General features: G+C 37.8%; 12 protein-coding genes. 8 read left to right on the forward strand and 4 right to left on the reverse strand.

All coding sequences use genetic code 11. The annotated features are described in order from the left end of the window. Positions 1–36: 36 nt before the first annotated feature. The 7 genes from EWM59_RS03040 (at position 37) to EWM59_RS03070 (ending at position 8,510) form a co-directional block, all read left to right on the forward strand. The gene (locus tag EWM59_RS03040; RefSeq protein ID WP_130019471.1) at positions 37–897 is read left to right on the forward strand and encodes a glycerophosphodiester phosphodiesterase family protein; all 861 of its coding nucleotides are present in this window, start codon (positions 37–39) and stop codon (positions 895–897) included. Between the two features lie 82 nt (positions 898–979). After that, positions 980–2,338: an amidohydrolase gene (locus tag EWM59_RS03045; protein ID WP_130019472.1), complete on the forward strand. Its 1,359-nt coding sequence runs from the start codon at positions 980–982 to the stop codon at positions 2,336–2,338. Between the two features lie 107 nt (positions 2,339–2,445). Beyond that, positions 2,446–3,078 carry an L-threonylcarbamoyladenylate synthase gene (locus EWM59_RS03050; RefSeq protein WP_130019473.1) on the forward strand — a complete coding sequence of 211 codons (633 nt, stop codon included), beginning with the start codon at positions 2,446–2,448 and terminating at the stop codon, positions 3,076–3,078. A 103-nt stretch (positions 3,079–3,181) separates the two neighbouring features. Continuing rightward, a complete protein-coding gene (locus EWM59_RS03055; RefSeq protein ID WP_130019517.1) occupies positions 3,182–4,711 on the forward strand; it encodes an alkaline phosphatase family protein in 1,530 nt (509 codons plus the stop codon). A gap of 60 nt (positions 4,712–4,771) precedes the next feature. Next, complete coding sequence (locus EWM59_RS03060) at positions 4,772–6,796, forward strand: beta-L-arabinofuranosidase domain-containing protein (protein ID WP_130019474.1); 2,025 nt, start codon at positions 4,772–4,774, stop codon at positions 6,794–6,796. A 90-nt stretch (positions 6,797–6,886) separates the two neighbouring features. After that, on the forward strand, positions 6,887–7,246 hold the full coding sequence (locus EWM59_RS03065) for a hypothetical protein (protein WP_130019475.1): 360 nt from the start codon (positions 6,887–6,889) through the stop codon (positions 7,244–7,246). Between the two features lie 109 nt (positions 7,247–7,355). Next, complete coding sequence (locus EWM59_RS03070; protein WP_130019476.1) at positions 7,356–8,510, forward strand: acetyltransferase domain-containing protein; 1,155 nt, start codon at positions 7,356–7,358, stop codon at positions 8,508–8,510. Positions 8,511–8,563: 53 nt separating this feature from the next. On the opposite strand, the gene EWM59_RS03075 is transcribed toward EWM59_RS03070, so the two are convergent. Beyond that, on the reverse strand, positions 8,564–9,316 hold the full coding sequence (locus EWM59_RS03075) for a DeoR/GlpR family DNA-binding transcription regulator (RefSeq protein WP_130019477.1): 753 nt from the start codon (positions 9,314–9,316) through the stop codon (positions 8,564–8,566). Positions 9,317–9,370: 54 nt separating this feature from the next. On the opposite strand from EWM59_RS03075, the gene nudK reads away from it, so the two are divergent. Next, on the forward strand, positions 9,371–9,955 hold the full coding sequence (nudK, locus tag EWM59_RS03080) for a GDP-mannose pyrophosphatase NudK (protein ID WP_130019478.1): 585 nt from the start codon (positions 9,371–9,373) through the stop codon (positions 9,953–9,955). A 15-nt stretch (positions 9,956–9,970) separates the two neighbouring features. Here nudK and EWM59_RS03085 read toward each other — a convergent pair whose 3' ends face one another. From EWM59_RS03085 to EWM59_RS03095, 3 genes are read right to left on the reverse strand one after another with little or no spacing between them, the layout of a single operon-like run. Then, the gene (locus EWM59_RS03085; RefSeq protein ID WP_130019479.1) at positions 9,971–10,936 is read right to left on the reverse strand and encodes a glycosyltransferase family 9 protein; all 966 of its coding nucleotides are present in this window, start codon (positions 10,934–10,936) and stop codon (positions 9,971–9,973) included. After that, on the reverse strand, positions 10,933–11,832 hold the full coding sequence (locus EWM59_RS03090; protein ID WP_130019480.1) for a lysophospholipid acyltransferase family protein: 900 nt from the start codon (positions 11,830–11,832) through the stop codon (positions 10,933–10,935). Before EWM59_RS03090 ends, EWM59_RS03085 begins: the two co-directional genes overlap by 4 nt. Next, positions 11,832–12,449 carry a nucleotidyltransferase family protein gene (locus tag EWM59_RS03095; RefSeq protein ID WP_130019481.1) on the reverse strand — a complete coding sequence of 206 codons (618 nt, stop codon included), beginning with the start codon at positions 12,447–12,449 and terminating at the stop codon, positions 11,832–11,834. The genes EWM59_RS03090 and EWM59_RS03095 overlap by 1 nt, the downstream gene beginning before the upstream one ends. Between the last annotated feature and the right edge of the window lie 8 nt (positions 12,450–12,457).

Raw genomic sequence — 12,457 nt, forward strand, 5'->3', positions numbered from 1 at the left:
GTTTGTCGGCCAATCACTTTATCACATTCTATAAAAATGAAATTCATTTATCTGCTTTTTTTTGTTTTAGTACTCTCCTGCCGACCTGTTCCTCAAAAAACGCATATTCCTGTTCCGAAGCAAGGATTGATGGTTTATTTAAAATACAGTACCGATTTTAAACCCATGATTTCCTCTCATAGAGGTGGTGGTGATATTCCGGGTTATCCTGAAAACTGCATTGAGTCGTTCGCATTTCTGTCAAGCAGAATTCCTACAATTATCGAGTGTGATATTGAAATGACAAAAGATAGTGTATTAATGATGATGCACGACAATACTTTAGACAGAACTACCACCGGAAAAGGAAAAATCATTGCACAGAATTGGAATGACATAAAAGATTTGAAGTTGAAAGACAATGCCGGAACCCTGACATCTTTTAAAATACCCACACTTGAAGAAGTATTGAAATGGGGTAAGAATAAGGTAATTTATGGTTTAGATGTTAAACGAAATACACCCTATGAAAAAGTGGTGGCAATGGTTAAAAAATTACATGCAGAGAATTACTGTATGATTATTGTTTACGATGCCAATCAGGCAAAAAAGGTGCATGAATTAGACCCAGGTCTAATGATTTCAGTAACTGTAAGAGACATGAAAGAATATGAGCGCCATCATGAGGCAGGTGTTCCTGATAAAAATATGGTAGCTTTTATAGGTACAAGAGAGCCCAATAAAGATTTTAATGCTTTTTTGCATCAAAAAGGTATCTGCACTATTCTGGGCACTTTAGGCAATCTTGACAAAATGGCCGCACTGAAAGGAGATAATCTTTATCGTAATTTTGTGAATAATGGAGCGGATATTCTATCAACCGACCGAATGGTTGAAGCCTACAATGCCATAAAATAGCTTGGAATTTTGAGCTAATCTCAGTAATTTAGCCGACCCGACCGCCTTCAATCAATTAAAATACCTAAATTAAATTTCATTAATGCGAAATCTCCTCATCAGTCTTCTTACAGTTTCCTGTAGTGTTGCCATTGGCCAATCAGCTTTAAAGCCTAAAATTAATATAGCAGCAGATGGTCTTGAAAAGAAAGTTGTTACATGGCGTCGTGATTTTCACGAAAATCCTGAATTAGGAAATCTTGAATTCAGAACCGCGAAAATTGTAGCTGACCATTTGCGGTCATTAGGAATTGAAGTGCAGGAAAAAGTTGGTGTAACCGGAGTAGTAGGAATTTTAAAAGGTGGTAAACCCGGGCCTGTTGTAGCACTTCGTGCCGACATGGATGGCTTACCTGTTACTGAGCGGGTTGACGTGCCTTTCAAATCGAAAGTTATGACTGAATATAATGGCCAGAAAACCGGAGTAATGCACGCCTGTGGCCATGACTCTCACGTGGCCATTCTGATGGGAGTAGCAGAGATTCTGACCTCTATGAAAAACGACCTGGCAGGGACCGTGAAATTTATTTTTCAACCAGCCGAAGAAGGAGTTTATGATGCTAAACTACTGAAGGACGGTAAATCAGGGGCAGAATTGATGGTAATGGAAGGAGTCATGGAAAACCCTAAAGTAGATGCCATTTTTGGTCTGCATATCAGTTCGGTAACCGAAGTGGGTAAAATCGGGTATCGTCCCGGCGCAACGATGGCAGCGGTAGATCAGTTAGGCATAAAATTAAAAGGCAAACAAACACATGGTGCAAATCCCTGGTCTGGTATTGACCCGATTGTTACTGCTGCACAGATTGTGATGGGTTTGCAAACCATTGTAAGCCGCAATGTCAATATTACTGAAAACCCTGCTATTGTTACGGTGGGTGCTATTCATGGCGGTATCCGTCAGAACATCATTCCTGAATCGCTTGAGATGATTGGCACTATCCGTACTTTTGGCACAGAACAACGTCAGTTAGTACATCGCAGAATCAATGAAGTGGCAACAAATATCGCAGAAAGTGCCGGAGCAACCGCAGATGTAAAAATTGAAACGGGCTACCCGGTTACCTATAATGACCCTGCTTTGACCGACAAGATGATTGGAACATTGGAAGCAATTGCCGGTAAAGAGAATGTAAATGTGCAACCCGTACAAACAGGGGCAGAGGACTTTAGCTTTTTTCAACAAAAGGTTCCTGGTCTATTCTTTTTCCTGGGTGGTAAACCAAAAGGACAAAGCAATCCTGCTCCGCATCATACACCCGATTTTTATATAGATGAATCAGGATTTACATTAGGCATGAAATCTCTCGCAAGCCTGACTGTTGATTATTTTGAAATGAATGCGGTAAAATCAACTGATTTACAAGCATCTAAAGGAAAAAAAGACAAGAAAAGTAAATGATTTAAGCACATAGATAAATGACAAAGAAAGGTTCGGGATAAACTTTACCCCGAACCTTTTTGTTTTATTGAAATGCTCAATTAAATTGCCCACACAATAGTAAATATATGGCTACCGAAATTATAGAAATATTTCCGACTAACCCCGATGAACGTAAGATTCGTCAGGTAGTAGATTGCCTGAAAGGTGGTGGAATAATCATTTATCCGACCGATACGGTCTATGCTATGGGTTGCGATATTTTCAGTACCAAAGCCGTTGAGCGGCTTTGTAAGATTAAAGGTATCAAACCCCAACATAACAACTTTTCAATTGTCTGCCACGATTTGAGCAATATTTCTACTTATGCCAAAGTATCCAATACCGCATTCAGACTACTAAAGAGAGCCCTACCCGGGCCTTTCACATTCATTCTTCCTGCTACTGCGGATTTACCTAAAATCATGCAGACCAACCGTAAGACAATAGGTGTAAGGGTGCCTGACCACCAGATTCCCCAGCGCATCATTGAACTTTTGGGTAATCCGATTATTACTACCTCTGTAAAAGATGATATTGACGATATTATTGAATATCCAAATGAAATAGAAATACTTTACGACCAGAATAAAGACAAGGCCGATATTATCATTGATGGTGGTTGGTGTGGCATTGAACCCTCAACCGTTGTGCTGGCTATTGATGATGATTTTGAAGTCATCAGAGAAGGGGTCGGGAATTTTGAAGAAATTAATAGATAATTTAAAAAGCCAAATAGTCTGATTAGTGCCAAATGGCGTAATTTAGTTTGCATTATTGTTATTACACTTATCCTATTCCCCATACCAAGCAATGCTTCATATTATGAAACCCTTACCTAAAAAGGTCTCTATCTTCTTATACCTTTTATTCAGTATTCAATTGGTTCAGGCACAAAATCCTAATAATTTAAGAACCCTTATCATTTTTTTTGATGGATTACGACCTGATTATATCACCCCTGAGAATATGCCGAATCTGTATGCTTTCAGTAAAAATGGAGCGTATGGCAAAAATCACCATAGTGTATTTCCAACGGTAACCCGAGTTAATTCTTCTTCTTATGCAACAGGCAGCTACCCTAAAACGCATGGCCTGATGGGAAACACCGTTTATTTTCCGAAAGTCGATAAAAAACAGGGCTTAAATACAGGAGATGCTGAGAATCTGAATAAAATCAATGAATCGGAAAATGGAAATCTTTTGACAACCATTTCTTTGGGTGAAATATTGACAAAGGCTGGTAAGAAAATGATGGTTTTCAGTTCAGGTTCCACCGGTTCAGCATTATTACAGAACCATAAGGTTGGTGAAGGGGCAGTTATTAACACCAGTATGATTTTGCCTGAAACATTAAATGAAAAAGTTTTAAAGGAAATTGGTCCAATTCCGGAAAGTGTGAAACCCAAACCCAATTTGCTACAGAATAAATGGATTACTGATGCACTGATTAAATATGGCATTACATTAGACGGTCCTCTTGTAAGTTCTGTATGGTTTACTGATCCCGATGGAACTGCTCATACATTCGGAATTGGTTCTGACTTTGCCATGGAATCAATCAGAATTGTTGATGAGCAGTTTGGTCGGATTATTGCGGATATTGAGCAAAAGGGTCTCACTAATAATTTTAATATCATCATATCTGCCGACCACGGTTTCGCAACTTTTATAGGTAAAACCAATGTCGCTGATTTTTTGATAAAAGAAGGGCTAAAACAAAATAAAGATAGTGAAGATGTAGTGGTTTCGGAGGGAGCTATTTATGTACAAAACCATGACAAAGCTAAGATTCAACAAATAGTAAGCAAATTACAGGCACAGGAATGGGTAGGTGGTATTTATACCAAAGCACTGAAAGCCGGAGATAATAAGGGTTTTATTGATGGAACACTTTCTTATGACGCCATTCACTGGAATCATGCAAGCCGAACAGCAGATATTTTAGTGGATTATAATTGGAATGATGATAAAAACGACAAGGGTTATGCCGGAACAAGTTATGCTAAGGGTGTAGCTGGTCATGGCAGTTTAAGTCCTTACGAAGTAAAAATTGCCTTACTTGCTTCAGGGCCAAGTTTTAAAAAAGCCTACGAAAGTCAGTTGCCTACCTCTAATGTTGACCTTGTCCCCACCATTTTACATTTGCATAAACTTCCTATTCCGGCTTCTATGAACGGAAGAGTTTTCCACGAATTGCTAAACGAGAATAGCAAAGAAAAGTTACCGGAATTAAAAATTGAGAAAATAAGCGTTAAAGCCGCTTATGAGAGTGGCTCCTATGAATTAAGTCTTCAACAAAGCATTTTAGGAAAGTATAGATACCTTGATTTTTCTAAGGTAACCCGGAAGTAAAATTAGAATTCCCCAAAATCACTTACTTTTACTTTGTTCTAAACTAACAACCTTTCAACTATGATAAAAAAGTCCTTCATTATTCTATCCTTTGCTATTAGTACCGTTCAAATCCAGGCACAAAATTCTTTTTATATTGCCAACAAAGCACCTCTTGCACCGCTTAAATATATTGAATTGCCTTTGGGTGCTGTAAAACCCAAAGGCTGGTTGCATACCCAGTTAGCAATCATGAACAATGGTACAACGGGGCACCTGGATGAGTATTATCCGAAAATCATGAACGATAATGGTTGGTTAGGTGGCAAAGGAGACGCATGGGAAGAAACCCCCTACTGGCTTGATGGCGCTCTGCCCCTTGCCTATCTATTAGACGACGAGAACTTAAAAAAGAAGGTTAAAAAATACGTAGATTGGGTACTGGATAACCAACGTCCTAATGGATATATTGGAGGCATTACTAAAGATGAACGAGCAGGCAAAACGCTGTCAGACTGCCAGCAAGGCGACGACTGGTGGCCCAAAATGGTGATGATAAAAGTTTTACAACAATATTATACTGCCACAAACGATAAGAGAGTTATAAGATGCCTAACCAATTATTTTAAATACCAGCACCAGAACCTTAAAACTTGCCCATTAGTCAAGTGGACAGAATGGGCACAAGCTCGGGGTGGTGATAACCTGATGTCGGTATATTGGTTATACAATATTACAGGCGATAAGTTTCTATTAGAATTAGGAGACACTATCTATCAACAAACAACTCCCTGGACGTACCTTTTAGGTAAACGCAACTGGGTGATGCAGGCCGCTTCTAACCAGACAGATGAAAAATGGATGGACAGGCACGCAGTCAATGTGGGCATGGGTATCAAACTACCTGCCATTTATTATCAGTCAAAAAAGAATCCTGATTTATTAAAAAGCCTGAAAACAGGTTGGACAGATTTAATGACTTTGCATGGCTTACCGCATGGCATGTATTCAGGTGACGAAGACTTACATGGCAATGACCCGACTCAGGGTATTGAATTATGCTCCATTGTAGAAACGATGTTTTCGTTGGAACAGATATTAGGAATTACCGGAGACCTCACTTATGCCGATGCACTGGAACGCATGACTTATAATGCACTACCCACCCAGACTACCGATGATTACAATTCAAGACAATATTTTCAGATAGCCAATCAGGTACAGGTAAGTCGTGGAGTGTTTGATTTTTCTTTGCCTTTTCAGCGTGGTATGTGCAACGTTTTCGGGCCTTATGCGGGTTACACCTGTTGCACAGCCAATATGCACCAAGGATGGACAAAATTCACCTCACATCTATGGTATGCAACCCCAGATAAGGGTCTGGCAGCTTTATTATTTGCCCCAAGTACTATTAAAGCCAAAGTAGGTAATGGTACAGAAGTAAGCATCGAAGAAGAAACCAACTATCCGTTTGAAGACCAGATAAACTTTACCATCAATACCCCCAAATCAGTTGATTTTCCTTTAGAAATAAGAATACCTGTCTGGTGTAAGGAAGCTACTTTGTTACTGAACGGGCAAAAACTTAGCGTTGAAAAAGGAGGTAAAATAGCCCGAATCAAAAGATTATGGGCTAATGGTGATAAACTCACTTTACAATTACCGATGGAAGTTACTACCTCAAATTGGGCTAAAAACTCCCGGGCAATTGAAAGAGGGCCGTTAGTATATGCCTTAAAAATTGAGGAAGAATGGACTAAAAGGGAAATTAAGGAAGAAGGTACTTATTATGATATTCAGCCTAAGAGCGATTGGAATTATGGTTTACCTCGCGCTGTCATTCAAAAGACTATAGAAAATTCAAGTGTAACAATCAAACCTAAAACTGAAGCATTTGTGTGGAATAGTGTCAATGCTCCAATTGAAATACAAACCATTGGAAAGAAAATCCCAAGCTGGAAAATTATAGAGGGCGTTGCCCGCCAACCTGTAACAGCCCGTGATGGCGTTTACTTAGGTGAGGTTAATGATAAGACAGAAAAAATTACTTTAATTCCTTATGGTTGCAGTAAGTTGAGGATAGTGGCTTTTCCTGTGGTAAAATAATATTCACTGCTAACAGTCTTTTTATAAGGCTGTTAGCAGTTTTCCAACCAAATCAATGATTTAAGAATCTTTAGATAAAAAGGAAGTATTATGGAAAAGAAGCTTCAATCGTTAGTTGTCTTATCACTTACAATTCTGCTGAGTTCTATGAGTTGCGGAGATAACTCTCCAAAGCCTGAATCAATTGATTTTCAGTTATTTCATAACTTACCAGGTAGTTGTCCAACCTATTTTTTTAATTCTCTAAATACGCAAGAATCTCATATACCTATTGAGTCTTCCAAACCTGTTATTGAGTCCTTCTTGCAAGCCCACCCCGATGCCTCTAAAGTTAAAATTTCTCTTAAAAAAACAGGGAAAATCATACAACATACTTGCGGCGACAGAGAAGCTCATCCAAAACTTCACCCTTTTGTTGAGATAGAGGTTATTTCTATGAAAGAAATTTGAATCTCTTATTTGCAATTCCTGCCTGATATTTTGTTCTGAAAAGATTAATTCCGAAATTGTCAATTATTGATTAATTTCTGAAAAACCTATTACCCTCATCTTTCACTTTATGAAAAGAATTAATGCCATTGACTTTACCCGTGGATTAGTAATGGTTATAATGGCACTTGACCACTGCCGAGACCTCTTGCATATCGGAACCAACCCAACTGATTTTAGTGTTACCACACCCATTTTATTTTTCACTAGGTGGATAACCCATTTATGTGCGCCAACCTTTGTATTCTTATCGGGAACCTCTGCCTATTTATCCTATAAAAATCAAAATGCTGGTATTAAAGAGAGTCAGAGGTTTCTGTTAAGTCGAGGGTTGTGGCTCATCTTTCTTGAATTTACAGTGATTGGCTTTGGACTTTGGTTCGATTTTAAATTCAGAATGTTTTTCTTTCAGGTAATCGCTGCTATTGGCTTTGGTATGGTGATACTTTCATTTTTAATGAAGCTCTCCTTTAAAACTATATTAATTATCGGTTTGGTGATTGTCTTTTGCCACAATCTTTTAGGGCTTTTGCCATTCAATCAACCTCCGTTTTCTTACTTAGCTCCACTTTTCAGCTTTTCGCTTTTTCCTCTTTCTTCAAACTCTACTTTCGCCATAGGGTACCCTCCTATTCCGTGGTTAGGCATTATGTTAGTCGGTTATGGCTTTGGCGAAGTTGTCTTTGATAAGCCTCTGAACCAAAGGAAAGCAACCTTACTGAAATTAGGATTAGGTTCTCTGGCGCTTTTTGCAGTTTTACGCTTTATCAATATTTATGGAGACCCTGTGCCCTGGGCAACGCAGAAAGATGGTCTCTACACTTTTCTGTCTTTTATGAATCTCACCAAATATCCGCCTTCTCTTTTATATACTTTAGCCACGCTGGGAATAAGTTTTATCATCCTTTCTGTTAGTGATGGGGTGAAGAACAAATTCATTGATATGATGTCTGTTTATGGCAAAGTACCGCTCTTTTATTACATTATCCACTGGTATCTGATTCATACCATCATGTTTATTATGCTCTATTTGCAGGGTTTTACAAACAAGGATTTTGTGTTTGGACCTTTTCAGTTCGGCAGGCCGCAACAACCCTCAGGTCTTGAATTAGGTGGCGTTTATTTAGTATGGTTAGGCGTGGTAATAAGCCTTTATCCCTTATGCAAGTGGTACAATAAATACAAAGCTACTCATAAAGAAAATAACTGGTTAAGGTATTTGTAAATATAAAATGATAGATGATTAAGCTAAAGTAAAAGGTCTTATAATAGGGTCTTTTACTTTAGTACTCTTATACCAGCATCCTCGTACTGTTTCATCAGTTCTTCATCTGCTCCATTATCGGTTATCAGATAATCAGCCATATCCAGCGTAGCAAACGGGAGATACTTATCCTTTTCAAATTTGCTTGAGTCACATAAAAGAAAGGTTTCTTTTGAGTATTTGGCAATAGCAGTTGAAATTTCGGCTTCTTTTTCACTTGAGGCACTCAGGCCATTAGCTAAAGAAATGCCATCAACGCCTAAAAATGCTTTGTCTGCCCTGTAGCTGGCAAAATGCTCAACCGCAATATAACCATGACTTGCCTGCCGCTCCATGTCAATTTCTCCACCGGCAAAATTTAAGCTGACAGTAGAATTCAGTAAAGCATTTACTATAGGAATCGAATTCGTCACTACTTTAATCCTCATGTTTCGGATAAACGGACAAATTCTATAAACTGTACTGCCGCAATCTAAAAAAATCACCTCTCCTTCTTTAATATAAGATGCCGCTATCTGGCATATATAATCTTTCTGCTCTCCTCTCACAGCCGATTTGTTTACAAAATCAATAGGGTCATAACTCAGGCTCAATTTCATTGCTCCCCCATGAGTTCTAAAAATAAGCCCTTTTTCTGCTAAAACGGCTAAATCTCTGCGTATGGTTATTTCCGATGTTTTTAATAAAACAGCCAGTTCTTTTACATCAGCACTACCAGAAGTTTCTATTTTTTCAATAATAATCTGCTTTCGTTCTTGGAAGTTCATAGATATTTAATAATTTTGTTCAAAAATAATCAAAATAATTCAAAAACAATCAAAATGAATAATCGTGTTAGAAATTTGAATACCGAAGTCCTTTCTGATAATTGGTATGTGCTTCGTAAAGTTACATTTGAATGGCAAGCTAAAAATGGAAATTGGCAAAAACATAGTAGAGAAGCCTACGACAGAGGCAACGGAGCTACTATTTTACTCTACAATAACACTACAAAATCTGTCATCTTGACCAATCAGTTCAGAATGCCTACTTATGTGAATGGTAATGAGAATGGAATGTTGATTGAAGCATGCGCAGGACTATTAGATAAAGATGATGCCGAAAATTGTATCAAAAGAGAGACAGAAGAGGAAACCGGATATAAAATCAGTCAGGTTAAGAAAGTATTCGAAGCTTATATGTCTCCCGGTTCGGTTACAGAAATCCTTTATTTTTTTGTGGCCGAATACACCAAAGAACAGAAAGTAAACGATGGTGGTGGGGTAATTGATGAAGAAGATATAGAAGTATTAGAACTGGATTTTGCGAAAGCAATGGAAATGATTAAAAATGGTGAAATAAAAGATGGAAAAACCATTATGCTTTTACAGTACGCCATGCTGCATCAATTGGTACAATACAATTAATCAGCTCGGCTAACTTCAGTTCTCAAAAAAATCTCCTTTCTGAAAAACTAAATCATTCATACATTTGAAATGACCCTTCGGGCATTTATCATAGCCTATTTTTGAACATGGCCTACAGGAAAGGTTTTTATTTTCAATGATTTTAAATTCAGTCTGGTATGGATACATTCCAAACTCAGGCACAGTATTACCCCAGATAGAAATAATCCGCTTTTGCAAGGCCGAGGCAATATGCATAAGCCCTGTATCATGGCTTATGACATATTCAGCCTGTTTAAGAATGGAAGCAGACTGATGAAGGCTAAATTTTCCACAAGCATTAAAGATTTTATTTCCAAGTGCCTGTTCAATTATCTCCCCGGCTGCTGCGTCTTCCTTACCACCCAAGAGAATAATTTTCTTATCAATTTTACTGCAAAGTTCAATAATTCGGTCAGTAGGCAATTTTTTAGTAAAATGTTGTCCACCAATGGCATACGCCACAAATGGCTGATTGTTTTCAACTATAGTTTCAAGGTTTACTTCGTGCTCAGCCGGAATAAAATAATCCAGCCCCTGATTATCGTTTTTTATACCCAATGTTTCTACAATTTTCAGGTTCCTGTCTACTATATGCAAATCTGGTAAACGGTTTATTTTAAAATTAACTAAAAGCCATTTTTCAAAATTCAGCTTATTGTAACTGAAAGATTTTTTTCCTAAACGAAACTTGATAATTGATGTACGCAGATTGTTATGCAAATCAATTACATAATTATAGTCCTCACCTTGTAATGTTTTAACAAAGGAAGCAAGAGGCTCCTCTAATAAGAAAAATTTATCAATGTAAGGGTTGCTTTCAACTAATATCCTGAATTGTTTTTTAGTGGCAAAATGGACTTCTGCATCGGGGTATTGCAGTTTAATACATCTAATAACTGGAGTGGTGAGTATAATATCTCCGATAGATGAAAAACGCAGGATTAAAAACTTGGTTTTCATTCTCTATAATTTACATCTATATACTGACCATTTATTTTCTGGTATTTCCAGCGCTTATGAGACCACATCCAGGGCGTTGGGTCTTGTTTTATATCTCTTTCAAGTTTCTTGGCATGTTCTTCCAGTATTTTACCTTTAGGCATTTCTTTAGGTGCAGTAGTTATCATATCAAATACGGCTCTGTACCTGCCTCTGGCAACTCTTTTAATACATACATAAACAACCGGAACATTGAAGCGATGTGCAAACACTTCGGTACCTGGAAAAAAAGAGGTTTCCTGATTCAGAAAAGTAGTCCAGAAAGCCTTATCTGCAGGTGCTGACTGGTCATTCGCTAAAATTAACAAATAGGGCTTGTCTTCTTTTGTATTAATTTTTCTGTAGGCTTCATTCATGGCAATCATTTCAACCCCGTATTTAGAGCGAAAATCTAAAAATAGCTGATTGAAATACGCATTGTGCTGAACACGATAAATGGTCTTTATCTGAAAAGGTAACATAAACGGTAAAACCTGATTGACCCACTCATGATTACCATAATGCCCGGTGGAGACAATAATGCTTTTTCCTTGATTAAATAGTTCTTCAACTACTTCCGGGTTTTCAATGCTTACTCTTTTAAGAAGTGATTCTTTTGAAATCGTCAGGCATTTGAGCATTTCCAAGAAGAAATCGACAATGTAACGAAAGAAAGCCTTTTCTATTTTTATTAACTCCTCTTCACTCTTTTCCGGAAAACTGTTACGAAGATTAGTTCGTACTACAGATTTTCTATATCCGACTACATAATAAATGATTAAATAGCAAAAATCAGATAGTAGATATAATAGCGGAAACGGTAAAACAGATATAAAATAGAGAAAAGGTAATGATAGATAATAACCAACTGCTTGCATTAGTTCTGATTGTAGTTAGACAAAAACTTCCTGTACTCCTCCATTGTATCCAGGTCAATTTTTCCCTCTGGAAAATCAATTGTGGCGGTATGCTCTTTATTGGCCAGAATTACTTTTTTTGCGCCATTATCGCCTTTCAACTCTAACAACTGATTAAACATTTTCCTTTTAAATAAAACCGGAATACCTATTTGCCCATTGTATTTACAAGCCACAATATCAGGGCTTTCTTTCCTATCCTCTGCCACTATTTCTGCCTTTTCAATCATTTTCTGAATCAGTTCAACCGAGACTAACGGCATATCAACTGTCAGAAAAATGACTGCCTCTAATTCTTTAAAAGTCATATACGAACCAACCAAACCCATTTTTAATGAACTTGACATGCCGTTTTCCCACTGAGGGTTATCTATGATAGTAATGGGCATTCGCTCCAATTCTTTACGAATCAACTGACGATTAGCCCCCAACACTACCACCACTGGGTAGCATGGCGTATCCATCGCCATTTCAGTCATACGTTTAATCAGAGATAGCCCATCTATATGAAGCAACTGTTTGGGAACACCCATTCTCGAAGACGCACCAGCCGCTAAAATTACAATTCCTACATTCATCTATATAA

Source organism: Emticicia agri (genome assembly GCF_004168285.1).
GTDB classification, from domain to species: Bacteria; Bacteroidota; Bacteroidia; order Cytophagales; family Spirosomataceae; genus Emticicia; species Emticicia agri.